This is a genomic window from Rhodanobacter sp. UC4448_H15 (assembly GCF_052978265.1).
In genome coordinates this window covers 3,248,280-3,268,230 of the sequence record NZ_CM129665.1, presented here as the reverse complement: position 1 = coordinate 3,268,230, position 19,951 = coordinate 3,248,280, and the positions used below count along the sequence as shown (strand labels likewise).

The 19,951-nt window shown below is 68.9% G+C and carries 19 protein-coding genes; 14 read left to right on the top strand and 5 right to left on the bottom strand.

Annotated elements, in window-relative coordinates; translation table 11 throughout:
* The first annotated feature begins 145 nt into the window (after positions 1-145).
* Together ACVCMI_RS15145 and ACVCMI_RS15140 are read left to right on the top strand one after the other, a co-directional pair.
* A complete protein-coding gene (locus ACVCMI_RS15145) occupies positions 146-1,567 on the top strand; it encodes a sugar porter family MFS transporter (protein WP_447098265.1) in 1,422 nt (473 codons plus the stop codon).
* 189 nt (positions 1,568-1,756) lie between these two features.
* Positions 1,757-2,779, top strand: coding sequence for a LacI family DNA-binding transcriptional regulator (locus ACVCMI_RS15140; RefSeq protein WP_395119950.1), 1,023 nt, complete (start codon positions 1,757-1,759; stop codon positions 2,777-2,779).
* A gap of 12 nt (positions 2,780-2,791) precedes the next feature.
* On the opposite strand, the gene ACVCMI_RS15135 is transcribed toward ACVCMI_RS15140, so the two are convergent.
* On the bottom strand, positions 2,792-3,172 hold the full coding sequence (locus tag ACVCMI_RS15135) for a VOC family protein (RefSeq protein ID WP_447098266.1): 381 nt from the start codon (positions 3,170-3,172) through the stop codon (positions 2,792-2,794).
* 122 nt (positions 3,173-3,294) lie between these two features.
* On the opposite strand from ACVCMI_RS15135, the gene ACVCMI_RS15130 reads away from it, so the two are divergent.
* From ACVCMI_RS15130 to ACVCMI_RS15105, 6 genes are all read left to right on the top strand, one after another.
* Complete coding sequence (locus ACVCMI_RS15130) at positions 3,295-3,813, top strand: adenine phosphoribosyltransferase (protein WP_447098267.1); 519 nt, start codon at positions 3,295-3,297, stop codon at positions 3,811-3,813.
* 114 nt (positions 3,814-3,927) lie between these two features.
* A complete protein-coding gene (locus ACVCMI_RS15125; RefSeq protein WP_395119947.1) occupies positions 3,928-4,701 on the top strand; it encodes a thioredoxin fold domain-containing protein in 774 nt (257 codons plus the stop codon).
* A gap of 78 nt (positions 4,702-4,779) precedes the next feature.
* The gene (gene purL / locus ACVCMI_RS15120) at positions 4,780-8,646 is read left to right on the top strand and encodes a phosphoribosylformylglycinamidine synthase (protein ID WP_447098268.1); all 3,867 of its coding nucleotides are present in this window, start codon (positions 4,780-4,782) and stop codon (positions 8,644-8,646) included.
* Positions 8,647-8,674: 28 nt separating this feature from the next.
* On the top strand, positions 8,675-9,439 hold the full coding sequence (locus ACVCMI_RS15115) for a hypothetical protein (RefSeq protein ID WP_447098269.1): 765 nt from the start codon (positions 8,675-8,677) through the stop codon (positions 9,437-9,439).
* Positions 9,440-9,592: 153 nt separating this feature from the next.
* Entirely contained in the window at positions 9,593-10,477 is an 885-nt protein-coding gene (locus ACVCMI_RS15110; protein WP_447098270.1) for a glycosyltransferase family 2 protein, read from the top strand.
* A gap of 79 nt (positions 10,478-10,556) precedes the next feature.
* Complete coding sequence (locus tag ACVCMI_RS15105) at positions 10,557-11,450, top strand: DMT family transporter (RefSeq protein WP_395119941.1); 894 nt, start codon at positions 10,557-10,559, stop codon at positions 11,448-11,450.
* Here the strand turns inward: ACVCMI_RS15105 and ACVCMI_RS15100 are convergent.
* Positions 11,438-11,971, bottom strand: a complete 534-nt coding sequence (locus ACVCMI_RS15100; protein ID WP_447099533.1) for a DUF2127 domain-containing protein — start codon at positions 11,969-11,971, stop codon at positions 11,438-11,440. The genes ACVCMI_RS15105 and ACVCMI_RS15100 overlap by 13 nt on opposite strands.
* Positions 11,972-12,410: 439 nt before the next feature.
* Here ACVCMI_RS15100 and ACVCMI_RS15095 point away from each other — a divergent pair, with 439 nt between their 5' ends.
* On the top strand, positions 12,411-13,679 hold the full coding sequence (locus tag ACVCMI_RS15095; RefSeq protein ID WP_447098271.1) for a hypothetical protein: 1,269 nt from the start codon (positions 12,411-12,413) through the stop codon (positions 13,677-13,679).
* A 324-nt stretch (positions 13,680-14,003) separates the two neighbouring features.
* Entirely contained in the window at positions 14,004-14,801 is a 798-nt protein-coding gene (locus tag ACVCMI_RS15090) for a class I SAM-dependent methyltransferase (RefSeq protein ID WP_447098272.1), read from the top strand.
* 27 nt (positions 14,802-14,828) lie between these two features.
* On the opposite strand, the gene ACVCMI_RS15085 is transcribed toward ACVCMI_RS15090, so the two are convergent.
* Positions 14,829-15,023, bottom strand: coding sequence for a YbdD/YjiX family protein (locus ACVCMI_RS15085; protein ID WP_395119938.1), 195 nt, complete (start codon positions 15,021-15,023; stop codon positions 14,829-14,831).
* Position 15,024: 1 nt separating this feature from the next.
* Complete coding sequence (locus ACVCMI_RS15080; RefSeq protein ID WP_447098273.1) at positions 15,025-17,097, bottom strand: carbon starvation CstA family protein; 2,073 nt, start codon at positions 17,095-17,097, stop codon at positions 15,025-15,027.
* A 170-nt stretch (positions 17,098-17,267) separates the two neighbouring features.
* Between ACVCMI_RS15080 and ACVCMI_RS15075 the strand changes: the two genes are divergently transcribed.
* The 3 genes from ACVCMI_RS15075 (at position 17,268) to ACVCMI_RS15065 (ending at position 19,175) form a co-directional block, all read left to right on the top strand.
* Positions 17,268-18,050 carry a DUF4197 domain-containing protein gene (locus tag ACVCMI_RS15075; protein ID WP_447098274.1) on the top strand — a complete coding sequence of 261 codons (783 nt, stop codon included), beginning with the start codon at positions 17,268-17,270 and terminating at the stop codon, positions 18,048-18,050.
* An 81-nt stretch (positions 18,051-18,131) separates the two neighbouring features.
* Positions 18,132-18,668, top strand: coding sequence for a peptide deformylase (gene def, locus ACVCMI_RS15070; RefSeq protein ID WP_395119935.1), 537 nt, complete (start codon positions 18,132-18,134; stop codon positions 18,666-18,668).
* Positions 18,669-18,806: 138 nt separating this feature from the next.
* On the top strand, positions 18,807-19,175 hold the full coding sequence (locus ACVCMI_RS15065; RefSeq protein WP_395119934.1) for a hypothetical protein: 369 nt from the start codon (positions 18,807-18,809) through the stop codon (positions 19,173-19,175).
* 28 nt (positions 19,176-19,203) lie between these two features.
* Here ACVCMI_RS15065 and ACVCMI_RS15060 read toward each other — a convergent pair whose 3' ends face one another.
* A complete protein-coding gene (locus ACVCMI_RS15060; protein ID WP_447110609.1) occupies positions 19,204-19,710 on the bottom strand; it encodes a helix-turn-helix domain-containing protein in 507 nt (168 codons plus the stop codon).
* Between ACVCMI_RS15060 and ACVCMI_RS15055 the strand changes: the two genes are divergently transcribed.
* On the top strand, positions 19,664-19,921 hold the full coding sequence (locus ACVCMI_RS15055; protein ID WP_395119932.1) for a hypothetical protein: 258 nt from the start codon (positions 19,664-19,666) through the stop codon (positions 19,919-19,921). The genes ACVCMI_RS15060 and ACVCMI_RS15055 overlap by 47 nt on opposite strands.
* The last annotated feature ends 30 nt before the right edge of the window (positions 19,922-19,951 follow it).

Genomic DNA, 19,951 nt, shown 5'->3' with positions numbered 1-19,951 from the left:
ACCACGGGACGACCGTAATCGTTTACCGGCCCGTGGGGCAAGGTGATGGCGGGCTGACGGCGCTGCATACGTATTCAACCGGACAGCGCGATGCGTGCACCGCAGAATCGGGGGCACGGCGACCTGTCATGACCTGGGGAAGGCAATGAGTTCGACGAGCGCGACAGATGGGCTGGGCCAGCACGCCACGCTGCGGGTGATCCTGATCTCGGCTGCCGCCGCCCTGGGCGGCTTCCTGTTCGGTTTCGACACGGCGGTGATCAACGGCGCGGTCGACGCGATCCGCGCCCATTTCGGGCTGAACGCGGGCGAGATCGGCATCACCGTGTCCTGCGCGCTGCTCGGTTCGGCGTTGGGGGCGTGGTACGCCGGCATGCTGGCCAACCGCTTCGGCCGCGTGCGCACGATGCAGGTGGCCGCGGTGCTGCTGGTGGCTGCCGCCGCCGGTTCGGGCCTGGCGATGGCGGTGTGGGACCTGGTCCTGTGGCGGCTGGTCGGCGGCATCGGCGTGGGCGTGGCTTCGGTGATCGCGCCGACCTACATCGCCGAGGTGGCGCCGGCGCGGATTCGTGGGCGGCTCGGCTCGATGCAGCAATTGGCGATCGTGCTGGGCATCTTCGCCGCGCTGCTGAGCGATGCATGGCTGGCCGGTGCGGCCGGCGGCGCAGCCGAGGTGCTGTGGCTGGGCCTGCCGGCGTGGCGCTGGATGTTCCTCGCCGCGGTCACCCCGGCGCTGATCTACGGCCTGCTGGTGCTGGGCGTGCCCGAGTCGCCGCGCCACCTGGTGGCCAAGGGCCGCCTGGCCGATGCGCGGGTGGTGCTGCAGAAGGTGCTGTCGATGCACAGCACCGCGGCGCTGGACAAGAAACTCGGCGACATCGAGGCCAGCCTGCGCTCGGAACACAAGCCGCGCCTGCGCGACCTGTGCAGCAAGGGCACGGGTTTGCTGCCGGTGGTCTGGATCGGCATCGCGTTGTCGGTGTTCCAGCAGTTCGTCGGCATCAACGTGATCTTCTACTACTCGGCCACCCTGTGGCACTCGGTGGGCTTCAGCGAGGCCGACTCGTTCACCATCACCGTGGTCACCTCGATCGTCAACGTGCTGGTCACGCTGGTGGCGATCGCGCTGGTCGACAAGATCGGGCGCAAGCCGCTGCTGGTGGTCGGCTCGGCCGGCATGGCGATCACCCTCGGGATAATGGCGTGGTGCTTCTCGCAGGCCGTCGGCAGCGGCGCCGAGCTGACCTTGCCCGGCGCGGTCGGCATGGTGGCGCTGGTCGCGGCGAACGCCTACGTGGTGTTCTTCGGCGTGAGCTGGGGGCCGGTGGTGTGGGTGTTGCTCGGCGAAATGTTCCCCAACCGCATCCGTGCCACCGCGCTGGCGGTGGCCGCCTCCGCGCAGTGGCTGGCCAATTTCGCCATCACCAGCACTTTCCCGGCACTGGCCGAACTGGGCCTGACCTTTGCCTACGGCCTGTACGCGGCGTTCGCCGTGCTGTCGCTGGTGTTCGTGTTGCGCGCGGTACGCGAGACCAAGGGCGTGGAACTGGAGGACATGCAGGCATGAGGATCATGGAGCACGGCTTCAGCGGCGGTACCGGCGCGCGGCCGCCGGCCAGCGCCTGCCTCGGCGTGGAAGCGCGCCGGGCGGTCTACGACGCGCGGCGCGCAAAGCAGCTACGATGCGGCAACGGCGATGGCCCGGCCACGGTTCATCGCGCGCGATTGAACGAGATGCTGACGGATCGGGTCGCGGATGAAGGGCAAGGCCACATCGATCGACATTGCACACCTGGCCGGAGTGTCCCAGGCCACGGTCTCGCGCGCCCTGTGCGGCAGCCCGCTGGTCAATGAGGAAACCCGGCGGCGCGTGCAGGCCGCCGCCGAGCAGCTCAACTACAAGCTCGACAAGAACGCCTCGAACCTGCGCCGGATGCATACCGGCACGCTGGCGCTGCTGTTCTTCGAGGACCCGACTGCCGACGAGTCGCACATCAACCCGTTCTTCCTGTCGATGCTCGGCTCGATCACCCGCGCCTGCGCCCTGCAGGGCCACGACCTGCTGATCTCGTTCCAGCAGCTGTCCGACGACTGGCACGCCGACTTCGCCGACAGCAAGAAGGCCGATGGGCTGATCCTGCTCGGCTACGGCGACTACCTCGCCTACCGCGACAAGCTGGAAAAGCTCGTCGCGCAGGGCACCCGCTTCGTGCGCTGGGGCGCGGTGCTGCCGGACCAGCCCGGGGTGTCGTTCGGCAGCGACAACGTCTACGGCGGGCGGCAGGTGGCCGAGCACCTGCTCGAACGCGGCTGCCGGCGCATCGCCTTCCTCGGCGACGCCTCCAGCCATTACCCGGAGTTCTTCGGCCGTTACAACGGCTACGTCGACGCACTCACCGCCGCCGGCGTCGAGGTCGACCCCGCGCTGCAGGAGAACGCCGAGAGCACCGAACACTCCGGCTACGAGGCCATGCGCCGGCTGATCCTGCAGGAAGCCGGCTTCGATGCCGTGTTCGCCGCCAGCGACCTCATCGCGATCGGCGCCATGCGCGCGCTCAGCGACCACGGGCTGCGCGTGCCGCAGGACGTCGCCCTGGCCGGCTTCGACGACATCGCCACCGCCAGCTTCGTCAACCCGCCGTTGACCACCGTGCTGCAGGACACCGGCCAGGCCGGCGCGGTCCTGGTCGACAGCCTGCTCGGCCTGATCCGCGGCGAATCGGTGGAGAGCGAGGTGCTGCCGGTGAAGCTGATGGTGCGCAAGTCCAGCTTGCGCTGAGCCATCGGTCGCTCACGGCCACTCGTTCGCATGCGCCCCCATCTCCCCGCGCTGCGGCCGCACCACGCAGAAGCGGTGACCGGTGGGGGCTTCCATCACCACCCAGGTGCGGATCGCTTCGACCTTCCTCGCACCGAGGACTTCCAGTCGGTGCACTTCGGCCTCGATGTCGTCGCTCTCGATGTCCAGATGCACGCGGCTGGGGTGGGTGACTTTCTGCAGTTCGATGACGGGCTCGTCGTCATGGGTGATCAGGCCGACGTATTTCTCCTGCGCGGGATCGGCGCCTTCCTTGATGGGGCGGCCGAGTGCCCGCGACCAGAAGCGGGCGGCTTCGTCGAGGTCGTCGGCGTGGCAGTCGATCATGAGGCTGCACAGGCGGCTGCGGTGCATGGGGTTCTCCTTCGCGGGCGGCAGGGCGGTCAGCCTTGCGCGCCCGTTGCGCTGCGGTCAAGCGCGAGCCGGCGGTGCGCTTGCTACTGTAGGTGCCTCGATGGCGATTCCCGGAGGCGTGCATGCAAGACCTGGCCGAGCTGATTCGCGACGTGCCCGATTTCCCCCGAGCCGGGGTGATGTTTCGCGACGTCAGCCCGCTGCTGGCCAACGCCGACGGTTTCGCGCGCTGCATCGAGGCGCTGGCCGCACCGTGGCGGGACAGCGGCGTGCAGGTGGTGGGCGGCGTGGAGGCACGCGGTTTCATCTTCGGTGCGGCACTGGCGCTGCGGCTCGAGGCCGGCTTTGTGCCCCTGCGCAAGCCGGGCAAGTTGCCGCCGCCGGTGCAGGCGGTGGATTACCGGCTGGAGTACGGCGAGGATCGGCTGGAGATCCGCGATGGCTTGTTGCAGCCGGCGCAGCGCGTGCTGCTGGTGGACGACGTGCTCGCCACCGGCGGCACGCTGTGCGCGGCGGCGGAGTTGATCGAGCGGGCCGGCGCGACGCTGGTCGGCGCCGGCGTGGTGATCGAGCTTGACGCGCTGGCGGGACGCGTACGCTGGGCGGAACGTGGCCCGCTGCACAGTTTGCTGCGCTACTGAACCATCGTACGCGCCGTTTCGCCGCAGTTGGGCAAGGCGGCCCATGCGCCGTGCGAGAATGCCGCGTTGTCGCACGCGTCCTGCGGGCGATGCTGAACGTGCCGAGGCCGTCGGATGTTGAAGAAGCTGCTGTTGTTGGGTGGGCTGGCCTGGGCCGGCCAGGTGCTGGCCGCCACCGCGCCGGCGAACGCGCCGGTGGTCGGCCCCACGATCACGCCGGCGGCGGTGCAGATGGTGCAGCAGGCCATCGCCAAGCTGTCGTCGAAGGTGGTGGTCGACTCGATCCAGCCGGCACCGCTGCCGGGTTTCTACCAGGTGATCGCGTCGGGTCAGATGGTCTACATCAGCACCGACGGCAAGTACCTGATGCACGGCGACGTGGTCGACTTGAGTCGCCGCGAGAACCTCAGCGACGATGCCTGGGCGAAGTTCCGCGTGGCCGCGCTGGCCAAGGTGCCGGCGTCGCAGCGGCTGGTGTTCGCGCCGGCGCAGCCGAAGTACACGGTGACCGTGTTCACCGACGTCAACTGCGGCTTCTGCCGCGCGCTGCACGAGCACATCGCCGCGTTCAACAAGGCGGGCATCGCGGTGGAATACCTGGCCTGGCCGCGCGAGGGCGTGACCACCACCGCCGGAAACCTCACCCCGACCTACAAGGAAATGGTCTCGGTATGGTGCGCGAAGGACCCCAAGGCCGCGCTCACTGCCGCCACCAAGGGCCACGCGCCCCCGGCGGCGACCTGTACCAACCCGGTGAAGCAGCAATTCGACCTGGGCGTGAAGCTGGGCGTGAGCGGCACGCCCACGATCATCGGGCCGGACGGCAGCGTGCTGGGCGGCTACGTGACGCCGGAGCAGCTGCTGCAGGCTCTGCAAGCGGGCGGCTGATCCCGCCCGGGCGGCTTATGCCGTATTGCAGCATTGGGGTAGAATGGGCGTTTCCTCCGCACAGCGCCCCCTTCCCGCATGATCGCATTCGACGGGCAAAGCGCCCTCTCGCCGTTCCGCCTCGAACGACTCAATGCACGGCTCGACGCCGTGCACCGGGGCGTGCGCGTGCAATCCGCCTGGCATGTGTTCGTGCTCGACATGGACGCGGCGCCAGAGGGCACACTGCGCGAACGCCTGCTGGCCGTGCTGGAGGCGAAGGACGCCGCGCCGCAGCCGGCCACGTTGTGGGTGGTGCCGCGGCTGGGCACGATCTCGCCGTGGTCGAGCAAGGCCACCGACATCCTGCATGGCGCGGGTTTCGACGTGCGCCGCGTCGAGCGCGGGCTGGCGTGGCAGCTCAGCGGCCTGCCCGAACCCGGCGCGCCGGATCATGCGGCGATCATGGGTGTGCTGCATGACGCGATGACGCAATCGGTGCTGGCCCGCCTGGACGATGCGCAAGGCCTGTTCCTGGCCGGCACGCCCGGCGACCTGGTGCACGTGGCGCTGGGCGCCGATCCGCAGGCGGCGCTCGCCGCGGCGAACCGGCGCCTGGGCCTGGCGCTGGCCGAGGACGAGATCGAATACCTGGTCGAACGCTACGCCGAGCTGGGTCGCGATCCCACCGACGCCGAACTTTTCATGTTCGCCCAGGCCAACTCCGAGCATTGCCGGCACAAGGTGTTCAACGCCAACTGGACGGTGGACGGCGAGGAACAGGACAAGACCCTGTTCGGCATGATCAAGCACACCCACCAGCAGTCGCCCGCACATACCCTGTCTGCCTACAGCGACAACGCCGCGGTGATCGAGGGCAGCACGGGCAAGCGCTTCTTCGCCGACCCCGCCGACCGCGTGTGGCGCGGGCACGAGGAGCGCATCGACTACGCGATCAAGGTGGAGACGCACAACCATCCCACCGCGATCGCGCCCTGGCCCGGCGCGGCCACCGGCGCCGGCGGCGAGATCCGCGACGAGGGCGCCACCGGCCGCGGCGGCAAGCCCAAGGCCGGGCTCACCGGCTTCTCGGTGTCCGACCTGCGCATCCCGGGCGCGCCGCAGCCGTGGGAAGTGGACCGCCCGCTGCCGCCGCGCATGGCCAGCGCGTTCGAGATCATGCGCGACGGCCCGCTGGGCGCGGCCGCGTTCAACAACGAATTCGGCCGGCCCTGCCTGGGCGGCTATTTCCGCGCCTGGGAAAGCGAAGTGCCGGGCCAGGCCGGGGTGCGCCGCGGCTACGACAAGCCGATCATGCTCGCCGGCGGCCTGGCCAACCTGCGTCCCGACCATGTGCTGAAGCGCGCGGTGCAGCCCGGCCACGCGGTGATCGTGCTGGGCGGGCCGGCGATGCTGATCGGGCTGGGCGGCGGCGCCGCCTCGTCGGTGGCCGGCGGCGCGTCGAGCGCGGAGCTGGACTTCGCCTCGGTGCAGCGCGACAACGCCGAGATGGAGCGGCGCTGCCAGGAAGTGATCGACGCCTGCTGGGCGCGCGGCGAGCACAACCCGATCGTCAGCGTGCACGACGTCGGCGCCGGCGGCCTCTCCAACGCGATCCCCGAGCTGCTCAACGACGCCGGCGTCGGCGGCGTGATCGACCTGTCGAAAATCCCCTGCGACGATCCATCGCTGTCGCCGATGCAGGTGTGGAGCAACGAATCGCAGGAGCGTTACGTCCTCGCCATCGCGCAGGAGAACCTCGCCGAATTCGAGGCCATGTGCATCCGCGAACGCTGCCCGTACGCCGTGGTGGGCGAGGCCACGCGCGAGCGCCGCCTGCTGCTGACCGATCCGCGCCGCGAGCTGACCGTCATCGACCTGCCGATGGACGTGCTGTTCGGCAAGCCGCCACGCATGCATCGCGACGCCGTGCGGGTAACGCCGCGGGTGGACCTGCTGCCCGACCTCACCGGCATCGACCTGGACGAGGCGCTGCTGCGCGTGCTGCGCCTGCCCACCGTGGGCAGCAAGAGCTTCCTGATCACGATCGGCGACCGCACCGTCGGCGGGCTCAACCACCGCGACCCGATGGTCGGTCCGTGGCAGGTGCCGGTAGCCGATTGCGCGGTGACGCTCGCCGATTTCGACGGCTATGCCGGCGAGGCGATGGCGATGGCCGAGCGCGCGCCGGTGGCCGTGCTCGACAGCGCCGATGCGGCGCGCCTGGCGGTGGGCGAGGCGATCACCAACCTGGCTGCCGCACCGATTGCCAGCCTCGGCGAGGTGCGCCTGTCGGCCAACTGGATGGCCGCGGTGAATCATCCGGGCGAGGACGCCGCGTTGTTCGACGCGGTGAAGGCGGTGGGCATGGAACTGTGTCCGCAATTGCAGATCTCGATCCCGGTCGGCAAGGATTCGCTGTCGATGCAGGCGGTGTGGAAGGACGGCGCGCAGGAGCAGCGCACGGTGTCGCCGGTGTCGCTGGTGATCACCGGCTTCGCCCGCGTCGGCGACGCGCGCCGCACGCTGACGCCGCAACTCAAGCTCGACCGCGGCGCCACCGACCTGTGGCTGATCGATCTGGGTGCCGGGCGCGATCGCCTCGGTTGCTCGGCGCTGACCCAGGTGTTCAATCGCTCCGGCGGCATCCCGCCCAACCTGGACGATGCCAAGCGCCTCAAGGCGCTGTTCGAACTGGTTCAGCAGGCCAATGCGAATGGCCTGCTGCTGGCCTACCACGACCGCTCCGACGGCGGCGTGATCACCACCTTGCTGGAGATGGCCTTCGCCGGCCACTGCGGCCTGGAGCTGCATCTCGACGGCTGGGCCGAAGCCACCTTGCGCGCGCTGTTCAGCGAGGAACTGGGCGCCGTGGTGCAGGTGGCCGAGGCCAACCGCGAGGCATTCGAGTCGCTGCTGGTGAAGTTCGGCCTGGCCGGCATCAGCCATCGCGTCGGCCGGCCGAAGGAGAAGCTCGGCATCAAGCTGTTCCTCGGCGACGAAGTCTTCGTCAAGTGGAACTGGAGCAAGTTGTACAAGGCGTGGAACGAAACCAGCCACGCCATGCAGCGCCTGCGCGACAACCCGCAGAGCGCCGATGCCGAGCTGGAGTGGCGGATGGATGACGCCGATCCCGGCATCAGCCCCAGGCTGGCGTTCGACCCGGCCGAGGACGTGGCCGCCGCGTTCATCGCCAAGGGCCCGCGGCCGCGCGTGGCGATCCTGCGCGAGCAGGGCGTCAACGGCCAGGTCGAGATGGCCGCCGCGTTCACGCGTGCCGGTTTCGAGGCGGTCGACGTGCACATGTCCGATCTCGCCAGCGGCCGAGTGAAGCTGGCCGACTTCCGCGGCTTCGCCGCCTGCGGCGGATTCTCCTACGGCGACGTGCTCGGCGCCGGTCGCGGCTGGGCCACGTCGATCCTCTACAACGACATGCTGCGTGCGCAGTTCGAGGCGTTCTTCGCCGACGAGACGAAGTTCGCGCTGGGCGTGTGCAACGGTTGCCAGATGCTGTCGCAACTGAAGGAGATCATCCCCGGCGCGCAGCACTGGCCGAAGTTCCTGCGCAATGCGTCGGAGCAGTACGAGTCGCGCGTGGCCACGCTGGAGGTGCTCGATTCGCCCAGCATCTTCTTCCAGGGCATGGCCGGCTCGCGCATCCCGGTGGCGGTGGCGCACGGCGAGGGGCGGGTGAGTTTTCCGCAGGCGTGCAGCCCGTCGAAATCGCATGGCGCGGTGCGCTTCGTCGACAACCGCGGCAAGCCGACCGAGAACTTCCCGCTCAACACCAACGGTTCGCCCGGCGGCCTGGCGGGCTTCACCGCCGCCGCCGGCCGCGTGACGATCATGATGCCGCACCCGGAGCGGGTGTTCCGCAGCGTGCAGATGAGCTGGCACCCGGAGTCGTGGGGCGAGGATTCGCCGTGGATGCGGATGTTCCGCAACGCACGCGTGTGGTGCGGCTGATCGACGGCATGTGGCGCTGGCGTCAGCGATGACTCGGCGTCGCCCCGCGTGGATGTTCGCCGGCTGCACCGCGCTGTGGGTGGTGCTGCTGGCGTTGCTGCCGTGGTGGTTGGGGTTGCCGATCCTGCTGGCGCTCGCCGCGGCGGTCTTGCTGCTGCAGCATCGGCTGGCAACTGCGCATGCCGCGCTGATCCGGAGCGCCTTGCGCTGGGGCCTGCCGGGCTGGTTGTTTGCCCTGCAGCGCATCCTGGGTGGCGATGCCTTCGCCTGGGGCGCGGCCCTGCTCGGCGCGCTGGTCGGTTACACCTTGCTGGCCGGGCTGGAAGCCTGGCTTGATCGGGACTTGCGCCGTGCGCCCGCCGGGCCGCCCGCCGCGGAATGGCCCGAACTCGCCCACGCACCGATCGGACCGCCGGCCGAGATCATCGAGCTGTCGCCGCCGCAATGGCATGAAGCGCGTGGCGAGCTGCCCGACCCCCTCGGCGGGGCGGTGCATGGCGAGCCCGGCGGCTGTCGTTTCGACGATGGCACCCGCGTCGAAATGCGGGACGGCGTCACCCGCATCGCCTTCAGTCCCGCCGGTCGCTGGTTTGTCGCCTGCAGCGGCAAGCGCGGCGTGCTGCTGTGGGATCGCCAGCGCGATCGACGGCACCGCCTGCGCGGCTGGCAACTGTGCGGTTGGCACCGCGAGCAACCCTGGCTCAGCCGCCGCGAAGGCACCATGCCGCTGGCGCTGGCCGCCGTGCTGGGCCACGACGCCGACGAACCACCAGACCCTCCCCACACCCCGTAGGAGCCCGCTCGCGGGCGATGCTTTCCCTTTTGCTTCTGCGATTCCCCATTCCCCATTCCCGGCCCAAGGGCATCGCCCGCAAGCGGGCTCCTGCGCGCGGGGAACCGGAGGTTCACGTGCTGCGCGTCTCCGCGCATACTTCGCGCGGTGAACATGCCTGCCATTCCTCCGTCCTCGTCCTCGCCGGCGCTCAGCGTGATCGTGGTGGCGGCCGACAGCGGCCCGGATCTGCGCGATTGCGTGCGCCAGGTGCTTGCCTGCCGGCTGCCGCTGGAACTGATCCTGGTCGACAACGCTTCGCACGATGGCGTGCCGCCGGCGATCGCGCGGGCGTACGAGCACGACGAGCGGCTCAAGCTGATCTACAGCCATCGCAACATCGGCTTCGGCCCGGCGGTGAACCTGGGCGCGAAGCAGGCCGGCGGCCGCGCGCTGCTGATCCTCAACCCCGATTGCCTGATCGGCGAGGACGACCTCAGGCGGTTGCTGGCGGTGCAGGCCGCGCATCCGAAGGCCGGCCTGATCGGCGCGGTGGTGTGCGACGCGGAGGGTCGGCCCGACCCGGCTTCGCGGCGGCGCGATCCGCTGTTGCGCCGGTCGCTCAACACGCTGCTCGGCCGGCCCGGCGAGACGGTGGAAGTCGGCGGCGAGATTCCCGCCGAGCTGATCGAATGCGAGGTGGTTTCCGGCGCGCTGATGCTGCTGACTCGCGAGATGTTCGAGCGCCTCGGCGGCTTCGACGAGAAATACTTCCTGCATTGCGAAGATCTGGATCTGTGCCGCCGCGTGCGCGACATCGGCTACCGGGTGCTGCTTGCCGGCGACGTGCGCGTGGCCCATGGCAAGGGCAGCTCCAGCCGTCATCGCCCGGTGTTCGTCAGCCGGCACAAGCACCGCGGCATGTGGCGCTGGTTCCGCCAGCATGATCCGGCCGCGCGCAACCCGTTCGTGTCGGCGGTGGTGTGGCTGGGCATCTGGACGCACTTCGTGCTGCAGGTCCCCGGCCAATGGTGGCGGCTGAAAACGAGAAGCAAGTGAGGAAAGCCAGAGGCAACATCGCCTCGTCGCGCCGCTGTCGTTCTCTCACTCCTCACTCCTCTCCACGCACTCCTCGCCGATGACCCCACGCACCCTGACCATCCTCGCCACTCTCGGCCTGATCGCGATGACGGCGGTGTGGGGCTCGACCTTCGTGCTGATCAAGGACGTGCTCGGGCGCATGCCGGTGGCCGATTTCCTGGCCGTGCGTTTCGTCATGGCGGCGCTGGCGATGGTGCTCCTGTTCGGGCGGCAGGCGTGGCGGCTCGGCGCTTTGCAGATCCGGCGCGGCCTGCTGCTCGGCGTGATCTACGGTGTCGGGCAGCTGGTGCAGACCTGGGGACTGGCGCTGATCTCGCCCAGCGTCAGCGGCTTCGCCACCGGCATGTACGTGGTGTTCACCCCGATCCTTGCACTGCTGGTGCTGCGCCAGCGCGTCGCGGCCAGCGTGTGGCTGGCCATCGCCGTGGCCACCGCGGGCCTGGCCTTGCTCACGCTCGACGGCTTCGAGATCAACCTGGGCGTGTGGCTGACCCTGGCGTCGGCGGCGTGCTACGCGCTGCACATCGTGCTGCTTGGGCAGTGGTCCCGCCGCGGCGAGGCGTTCGGCCTGTCGGCCGTGCAGATGGTGGCGATCGCCGGGGTCTGCTCGCTGGCCACCTTGCCGCACGGTCCGATGTTGCCGCCGGACCCCGGCGCCTGGTTCGTCGTGCTGTACATGGCGCTGATCGCCGGCGCCGGCGCGATGGTGATGCAGACCTGGGCGCAATCGCATCTGCCGGCGGCACGTGCCGCCATCGTGATGACCACCGAGCCGGTGTTCGCCGCCGCCTTCGCCGTACTGCTCGGCGTCGATGCGCTGACCTGGCGCATGCTTGCCGGCGGCGGCCTGGTGCTGGCAGCGATGTACCTGGTGGAGCTGATGCCGCGGCGCGACGAGCTGCCGGCCGAGGCGGTGCATCACGAGGTGTGAGGGCGTTCCCCTGCGGGCGGGGCGACACCCGGCTGCAGCGCGATGCGTACCAGGTAGACGATGATCGCCACGTTGCCGACCAGGGTGGCCAGCTTGATCCAGCCGAAGTGGTACAGCGTCTCGTACAGTTCCAGCGGGATCAGCGAACCGGTGGCGATCACGGTGAACCACTCGGCCCAGTGCTTGCCCAGCCACAGGCCCACGCCCTCGATGCCGAACAGCACCGCGTAGCCGAGCGCCACCAGCCCCACCGCCTCGAACTTGCCGGGGCCGAGCTGGTGCAGCAGTTCCACCAGTTTCCAGCGCAGGCCGTTGCTGTCGGCCAGCGACAGGTGCTCCAGCCAGTGCACCAGTTGCTCGAAGTTCTGCTGCCGATAGAAGTGGAACGCCGCCAGCGCCACCAGCAGCAGGCACGCGGTCTTGATGATCTCGTAGATCGCGATGACGCGCAGGCCGGCGTGGTGCTGGCCGCGTGCGGTCGCCGCGGGGGTGGCTGCGTCGACGGATTCGGAGTTGGGCATGGGCGGGGAAGACATGGGCAGCAGACATTCTCGCCGATCAGGCGTGGGGCCGCCTGTGCGTGATGGCACGAGTTCGCGGAAATGGAGCTGTGTGCGATCTTGACAGCCGACGAGGATCATCCAACCCTGTAGCACTTGCTCACCCCCGGTGGGGCGGTCGCTTGCCGAGGTCACGTGGCGCCTCGGGTCGGCCTGTCTTTTTTCCGGTCGAGCTTGGGATGTGTTGCATTGAGCGGGCGGATGTCGGTGCTGGTCGTGATTGGCTACGGTCGTCGCTGGCTGCCGCTTCGGGGGAAGCATGGCGGCGCCGACTCAGCCCGGCACGAACGGACAAGCGCCCGGCAACCCCGGACCGGAGCCGCTCTGACTCGAGCAGTCCATGCGAGTTCCGGAGCATGCTTGCCGGCACCTGTTGGAACGACAAAAGGGAGACAAACGGATGTTCGACCATCTCGCTATCGACGTGGACTACCTGGCCGACTGGAGCACCGGACGCCGACAACAGCACAGCCTGTACATTCCCGGCTCGACGCTGCTGGAGTGGGTGGATGCCGCTGCCCGTGCCGTGCAGGCCGGTGCCAGCGCGCCTCCGGGGAGCGGCTCCCAGGCTGATCCCTACGTCCTTGGCGGGTACGGCAGTTACGCCGGCGCTTGGCAGGCCGCGGCAAGCCGTCGGTCGCAGGACCTGTACTTTTCCATCGCCGGTCGCCTGATCCACAAGATCAAGGACGGACGCAGTGGCGGCTTCGCCGATGGGTGTTACATGTGTGACGTCGGCTATTCGGGCACCGACGCCCGCGCCGGCACCATCTGGAATCGGGCCGATGGTGCGAGCTATCGCGAGTTCGGCAAGTTCATGCACGAAGGCAATACGGTCTCCGGCATGGAAGGTGTCGTCTGGTCGCAGCGTATCGCGGCGTCCTTGCGCGGCGTGCTCAAGGGAACCGCCCCCAGAACCGGCGGCGGACTCCAGGCGAAGGGTACGCGCTGGACAGTCGACATGAACCCCGACGAGTCGAAACGCAAGGCTCCGCAGAAGGCCTCGGCCCCGCAGACGGCTGGTGCAACTGACACCATCTCGGCCTTGCCGCTGCTGTCTGCCGTCATGTTCATAGCCGAGCCGATGCGCAATGCCCGTGCCTGGATGATGGGACTGATGATGCTCGACCTGATGGGGACGGAGTACCAGGCACCGACTCCAACGGCACATGGCAAGCACTTCACTTTCCAGCGTGCGTTCGTCCATCCGTCCCGTCTGGGCGACCCTGCCTGGAGTGGGGAGACCAACACGGCCAACGACACCGCACCCGCAGCCTGGGTCAACCGGCAAGCCGGGCGCGACCAACGAACTGCGAGGAGCATGGCGCGCCCGGGGAGCGCCGCGGTCGAGGGGCTGTATCCGCCGTCGCCGAAATGGTCGGGGCGATCATCGGCGCGTATTGACGTCGCCAATGACTATATCCAGGCCAAGGAAACGGCGATCGTGTGCCGCTGGCTTGAGCAGGAGTTCAACGCGTATGTCGGAAGCGTCGTGGTGGCGAAAGCGCTGGCCGGCGGGCCCGGCACCCGTAGAAACGCCATGACCGCCTCCTTCGGCAGCGAGAGTGCCATGCGCGGGTTTGCGGATGACCTGGAGCGGGTCATCAAGACGGAGTTGATCCAGCGCAGGGCGGCATCGTTCGATACGCCCGGAGTCCTGTTCCGCTGACGCGAGTCGGAATAGGTGCCGGGTCTGCCGGGGTTTCCGATACAAGGGACCCGACTGGGTTCTTCCTCCAGCAACAGCGCCCGCCGTCGCCCTTGCAGCGCGCTTCCTTGCGCTCGCAGAAGAACTCGCCGTGGCCAGGCGGAGATCGGGTGGCAGCGGGGGGGGGGGGGGAGCGGCCGGAATTGTCGCCGGTCCGGCGCGTGCCGGCGGCATGCCTCGCACGCTTCGCAGTGCCACACTGCGCGGACCGGGTGGCGCACCGGGTTCGTTCGTGGAGGATGCGCGCGTGCCCCACTCTTCGTTTACCCGTTCCGGAGGCCAGCCATGCCCCATCCCGTCGAGCATTCCACCGCCGTGGACGAGCCCGCGCCGCATGGCCCGTCGGCGGTCGGCCTGCGCGACGCGAAACTCGGCGGCTGGTATCGCGAGGACAGCGGCGAGCTGTTCCGCGGCGTGCCGATCGGCGCCGGTGACGTGGTGGTGGACGTTGGCTGCGGCGCCGGCGTCAACAGCGTGTTCTGCGCGCGCCACGGTGCCCGCGTCTACGCCGTCGACCGCGAGCCGCAGGTGATCCGCGAGGTGCGCGCCCGGCTGAGCGTCGAGGGCCGCGGCACGCAGACCGCGCTGGTCAGCGACGCGAACCCGCTGCCGCTGGACGACGGCATCGCCACGCGGGTGATCTGCACCGAGGTGTTGCAGCACGTCGACGACCCGCGTCAGGTGCTGGCCGAGCTGTTCCGTGTCGGCGCATCCGGCGCCATCTACCTGCTCAGCGTGCCCGGCGCGCTGCAGGAGACGCTGCAGGAAAAGGTGTTGCCGCCGGAGTCCCGCGAGCTGCCCGGTGGCGCACTGCGGGTGATCGGACGCGACGAGTTCGCGCAATGGATCGGCGAGGCTGGCCTGGTGGTGGTGGAGCACACCCAGCACGGCTTTTTCTGGTCGATCTGGTGGGCGCTGTTCTGGGGTTGCCGGGTGGAGCTGCATGACCCCGCGCATCCGGTACTCGATCACTGGACCGCGGCCTGGCAGGCGCTGCTGGACATGCCGCAGGGCGCGCAGCTCAAGCAGCAGCTGGACGAGTTCATGCCGATCAGCCAGATCGTCGTGGCGCGCAAACCCTGAAGCCGGCACGCCGTGCCGCGCGGACGCTCAGCAACAGCGCCCGCCGCCACCCTTGTAGCGCGCTTCCTGGCGCTCGCGGAAGAACTCGCCGTAGCTCGGCACCTTGCGCTCGGGATGGTGTTCGCGCAGGTGCTTGACGTAGCCGTCGTAGTCGGGGATGCCGCAGCACAGGCGGGCGGTTTGCACCGCCCACTTGCGCACGGACCGGAACGTCGCGTTCATCTCAGCCGGCCACGCTGCTCAGCGCCACGTAGGGTTCCTCGTGCGCGGTCGGGTGGTTGGTACGCCAGGCCTTGACCAGCGAGCGCAGGGAGAACAGCACCATCACCACGACCAGCGCCATGAACAGGCCGGTGAGCACCATGTCGACGTAGTTGTTGGTGACGATCTGCTGCATGGCGGCGGTGGTCTTGGCCGGCGCCAGCAACTGGCCCTGCTGCATGGCGTCGGCGTACTTGTTGGCCGCCGCGGTGAAGCTGATCGGGCCGACCAGTTTCTGGTAGCCGGCGGTGAGCGTGCAGATGATCAGCCACAGCGCGGGGATGCCGGGCACCCACACGTAGCGCTCGCGCTTGAGTTTCACCACCACCACGGTGGCCAGCATCAGCGCGATCGCGGCGAGCATCTGGTTGGCGATGCCGAACAGCGGCCACAAGGTGTTGATGCCGCCCAGCGGGTCGACCGCACCCTGGTACAGGAAGTAGCCCCAGATGAGCACGCAGATCGCGGTGGCCAGCAGGTTGCCGGCCCATGAATCGGTTTCCTGCAGCGGCTTGTGGATCAGGCCGGCGATCTCCTGGATCATGAAGCGGCCCACGCGCGTGCCGGCGTCCACCGTGGTGAGGATGAACAGCGCCTCGAACAGGATCGCGTAGTGGTACCAGAACGCCATCAGGCCGCCGGAGGGCATGATGTTGTGCAGCAGCTGCGCCATGCCCACCGCCAGCGTGGGGGCGCCGCCGGCGCGGCTGAGGATGCTGTTTTCGCCGATGTCTTTCGCGGTCTGCAGCAACTGCTCCGGCGTCACCACGAAGCCCCACTGGCTGATCGTGGTGGCCGCGTCCTGCACCGTGCTGCCGATGATCGCGCTCGGCGAGTTCATCGCGAAGTACACGCCCGGGTGCAGGTAGGTGGCGGCAATCAGCGCCATGATCGCCACGAACGCCTCCATCAGCATGCCGCCGTAGCCGACCATGCGCGCCTGGCCCTCGTTGGCGAGCAGCTTGGGCGTGGTGCCCGAGGCGATGATCGAGTGCCAGCCCGACACCGCACCGCAGGCGATGGTGATGAACAGGAACGGGAACAGGTCGCCGGCGAACACCGGGCCGGTGCCGTCGATGAAACGCGTCACCGCCGGCATCTGCAGGTCCGGTGCGGTGATCAGGATGGCCAGCGCCAGCAGCGCGATGGTGCCGATCTTGAGGAAGGTGGAAAGGTAATCGCGCGGTGCCAGCAGCAGCCACACCGGCAGCACCGAGGCGACGAAGCCGTAGCCGATCAGCCACCAGGCCAGCGCCTTGGCATCCATGTCGAACAGCGGTGCCAGCGTGGCCGAGTCCGCCACGAACTTGCCGGCCCAGATCGAGAGCAGCAGCAGGATCAGGCCGATGATCGACACTTCGAGAATGCGTCCCGGCCGGAACCAGCGCATGTAGCCGCCCATCAGGAAGGCGATCGGGATGGTGCAGGCCACGGTGAAGGTGCCCCACGGGCTGTGCGTGAGCGCCTTGACCACCACCAGCGCCAGCACCGCCAGCACGATCATCATCAGCACCAGCACGCCGATCATCGCCACCAGGCCGGGCAACGGGCCGAGTTCCTCGCGCAGCATGTGGCCGAGCGAGCGGGCGTCGCGGCGCAGCGAGAGGCCGAGGATCATGAAGTCCTGCACCGCGCCGGCGAACACCACGCCGAACAGGATCCACAAGGTGCCGGGCAGATAGCCCATCTGCGCGGCCAGCACCGGGCCGACCAGCGGGCCGGCGCCGGCGATCGCGGCGAAGTGATGGCCGAACACCACCCACTTGTCGGTGGGCACGTAGTCGAGCCCGTCATTGCGCAGTACCGAGGGTGGCGCGCGCGTCGGGTCCAGCCGCAGCACCGAGTGCTCGACGAACTTGCCGTAGAAGCGAAAGCCGATCGAGAACACCGCGATGGCCGCGGCCACCAGCCAGATCGCGTTGACCGGTTCGCCGCGCCTGAGCGCCACCACGCCGAGGCAGGTTGCACCGATGATGGCGACGGCGGCCCATACCAGCTTGCTGGCGACACCGGATCTGCGCACGGCGACTTGCATGGCGGTTCTCCTCGGCAATGCCGCAAGAATCGTCCTGCCGGCGGCGGGGGTCAATCCCGGAAGCCGCGCGCCGGCATTAGCCATTGGTCGAATGGCAGGCGCGCCCGGCTTCGTTGCGGGAGGCATGGCGGCGCTACACTGGCCGCCCTGTCGATTGCGAGGAGTTCGTCATGCGCGTCCTGGCACATTGCAGTTTCCTGGCCGTATTCCTCCTCGCCACGGGCACCCCCGCAGCCAACGCCAGCCAGTTCAAGGACCTGTTGAACAAGGCCAGGCAATCCACCCACGCCACGCCGGCGAAGGGCAGCAACCTGCCGAGCAGCGACATCGCCGCCGGCCTCAAGGAGGCGCTGGCCAAGGGCACCACCAGCGCGATCAACAACCTCGGCCGCGACGGCGGTTTCTGGAACAACGCCAAGGTGCGCATCCCGCTCCCGGGCAAGCTGGAACAGGCCGGCAAGCTGGCGCGCCAGCTCGGCCAGGGCGCCAAGGTGGACGCGTTCGAGCTGAGCATGAACCGTGCGGCGGAAAAGGCGGTGCCGCAGGTGGCCGAGATCTTCGGCGACGCCATCCGCAAGATGACGCTCGACGACGCGCGCGGCATCCTCACTGGCGGCGACCACGCAGCCACCGACTACTTCCGCCGCGTCGCCGGCGAGGCGCTGACGGCGCGCATCCATCCGATCGTCGCCAAGGCCACCGACAGCGTCGGCGTCACCCAGAAATACAAGGCGTTCATGTCCGGCAGCAGCAGCGGTGCGCTGGGCGGCCTGCTGGGTGCGCTCGACCATGACAAGTCGACGCACGGCGGCACGGCGCTGGACCTGGACGATTACGTCACCGCGAAGACCCTCGACGGCCTGTTCACCGAGATCGGCGCGCAGGAGCAATCCATCCGGACCAACCCCGGCGCGCGCACCACTGACCTGCTGAAGAAAGTGTTCGGCCGCTGACGGCAGCCGCGACCGCGGCAACACATGCCGCGTTCACGTGGACGCGGGCAGGATGGTCGGCATGGCGAAAGCGAGGCAGGCATGATCCACGAGATCCTCAAGATGGGTGACCCCCGGCTGCTGCGCATCGCGCCGCCGGTGCCCCCGGCGATGCTCGGCAGCGCGGAGCTCGACATGCTGATCAAGGACATGTTCGAGACCATGCGCGCTGCCGACGGCGTGGGCCTGGCCGCGCCGCAGATCGGCGTGGACCTGCAGCTGGTGATCTTCGGCTTCGAGCATTCCGAGCGCTATCCCGACGCCCCCGAGGTGCCGCAGACGATCCTGCTCAATCCGGTGATCACCCCGCTGTCGCAGGACATGGAGGTGGGCTGGGAGGGCTGCCTGTCCGTGCCCGGGCTGAACGGCGCGGTGAGCCGTTTTTCGCTGATCCGCTACCAGGGCCTCGACCCGCGCGGCCAGCGCATCGAACGCACCGCCGAGGGTTTCCACGCGCGCGTGGTGCAGCACGAATGCGACCACCTGATCGGTCGCCTCTACCCCTCGCGCATCACCGATTTCAGCAAATTCGGCTACACCGACGTGCTGTTTCCGGGTCAGCCGCCAGCAGATGCCTGAACGCGCCGCTCAAGTGGCGGGCGGGCCTGCCGTTACCGAGGCCATGAGCCCACGCTTTGGCCATCTGCATGGCGGAACCGACCGGCCGGGAAGCCTCGCCTTCCCGGTGGCTGCCCACGCGTGCGAGGAGCCATGCTCATGAACCATCACGCCAAGCCCCCATCGGGCAACAACGTCGATTGGAGCCACCCGGAGCTGCAATCGCTGCTGGGCAAGACCGAAGGCTGGAGCCTCGACAACCGCGGTGTGTTCTCGCCGGTACCGTGCGAACTGCACATCGGCTGGGGCGCGGGCGCGGTGCGCGGCGCCACCCTGGTGTTCGAGCGCGAGGGCGTGATGGTGATCGAGGCGAACTTCCTCATCCAGGCCGGCGAGAAGCTGCGCATCGACCGCATCGTGCTGGGTTCGCTGCGCTCAAACTGGGGCACCGTGGTGGAAGGTCGCGAAGGTCACCGTGCGGAGGATCGTGCCAACGGCACCCGCGTGTACTGGGTCCACGTGCGCTGAAGCCGCGCGGGGCGGTGCCCGTGACCGCTCAGCCGCGGCGTGTCTGCGCGAAGCGCGACCGATAAGCCGCCGGGCTGATCGCCAGCTTGCGCCGGAAATGATGGCGCAGCGTGATCGCGCTGCCGAAGCCGCACTGCCCGGCAATCGCGTCGATGGAGAGCGTCGAGCTTTCCAGCAATTCCCGCGCACGATCCACTCGCGCGCCGATCAGCCAATGCACCGGACTGGTGCCGGTGGCCTGCCTGAAGTGGCGCATGAAGCTGCGTTCGCTCATGGCCGCCAGTGCGGCCAGCTCGGCAATCGGTTGCGGGAGCGCCCATGGCACATGCGCCGGTCCGACCGGCGCGCGCCCACGCCGCGCCGGATATGGCAGCGCCTGTCGACGCCGGTTCCCGTCGGTTCGGTTCGCTGGCGGGGCGGCCAACAATCCCTGAATGCCCGGCGGCGTAAAGTGTCCGGAAGACGGCTGTCCGTCCGGGAGAGCTTCGGTGAAGAAAGAAGACGACACACACCTGCAGATCGTGTCTGCGGACATCAGTTCGGAGCCGCTGACCGGCATGGTGATTTTCCGGCCGCATTGTGTGTCGCGCGCGGGACGCAACGTGGGCGAGGCCAGCACCGGCGGCAGCTGGTACGCCCTGCGTCCGGCCGAGGTGCGCAGCTTTGCGCGGGCGTTGCTGGATGCGGCCGATACGCTCGACCTGAAGGCGAAGGCGCTGCAGGCGGCGAAGATGGCGACCGGCTGACCGGCGTCCCGGCGCTTTTCTTCGCTGGTT

Coding starts and splice junctions, on each gene's coding strand:
- ACVCMI_RS15145 (WP_447098265.1), top strand. CDS start 146: ATGAGTTCGACGAGCGCGACAGATGGGCTGGGCCAGCACGCCACGCTG.
- ACVCMI_RS15140 (WP_395119950.1), top strand. CDS start 1,757: ATGAAGGGCAAGGCCACATCGATCGACATTGCACACCTGGCCGGAGTG.
- ACVCMI_RS15135 (WP_447098266.1), bottom strand. CDS start 3,172: ATGCACCGCAGCCGCCTGTGCAGCCTCATGATCGACTGCCACGCCGAC.
- ACVCMI_RS15130 (WP_447098267.1), top strand. CDS start 3,295: ATGCAAGACCTGGCCGAGCTGATTCGCGACGTGCCCGATTTCCCCCGA.
- ACVCMI_RS15125 (WP_395119947.1), top strand. CDS start 3,928: ATGTTGAAGAAGCTGCTGTTGTTGGGTGGGCTGGCCTGGGCCGGCCAG.
- purL (WP_447098268.1), top strand. CDS start 4,780: ATGATCGCATTCGACGGGCAAAGCGCCCTCTCGCCGTTCCGCCTCGAA.
- ACVCMI_RS15115 (WP_447098269.1), top strand. CDS start 8,675: ATGACTCGGCGTCGCCCCGCGTGGATGTTCGCCGGCTGCACCGCGCTG.
- ACVCMI_RS15110 (WP_447098270.1), top strand. CDS start 9,593: ATGCCTGCCATTCCTCCGTCCTCGTCCTCGCCGGCGCTCAGCGTGATC.
- ACVCMI_RS15105 (WP_395119941.1), top strand. CDS start 10,557: ATGACCCCACGCACCCTGACCATCCTCGCCACTCTCGGCCTGATCGCG.
- ACVCMI_RS15100 (WP_447099533.1), bottom strand. CDS start 11,971: ATGCCCAACTCCGAATCCGTCGACGCAGCCACCCCCGCGGCGACCGCA.
- ACVCMI_RS15095 (WP_447098271.1), top strand. CDS start 12,411: ATGTTCGACCATCTCGCTATCGACGTGGACTACCTGGCCGACTGGAGC.
- ACVCMI_RS15090 (WP_447098272.1), top strand. CDS start 14,004: ATGCCCCATCCCGTCGAGCATTCCACCGCCGTGGACGAGCCCGCGCCG.
- ACVCMI_RS15085 (WP_395119938.1), bottom strand. CDS start 15,023: ATGAACGCGACGTTCCGGTCCGTGCGCAAGTGGGCGGTGCAAACCGCC.
- ACVCMI_RS15080 (WP_447098273.1), bottom strand. CDS start 17,097: ATGCAAGTCGCCGTGCGCAGATCCGGTGTCGCCAGCAAGCTGGTATGG.
- ACVCMI_RS15075 (WP_447098274.1), top strand. CDS start 17,268: ATGCGCGTCCTGGCACATTGCAGTTTCCTGGCCGTATTCCTCCTCGCC.
- def (WP_395119935.1), top strand. CDS start 18,132: ATGATCCACGAGATCCTCAAGATGGGTGACCCCCGGCTGCTGCGCATC.
- ACVCMI_RS15065 (WP_395119934.1), top strand. CDS start 18,807: ATGAACCATCACGCCAAGCCCCCATCGGGCAACAACGTCGATTGGAGC.
- ACVCMI_RS15060 (WP_447110609.1), bottom strand. CDS start 19,710: ATGTCCGCAGACACGATCTGCAGGTGTGTGTCGTCTTCTTTCTTCACC.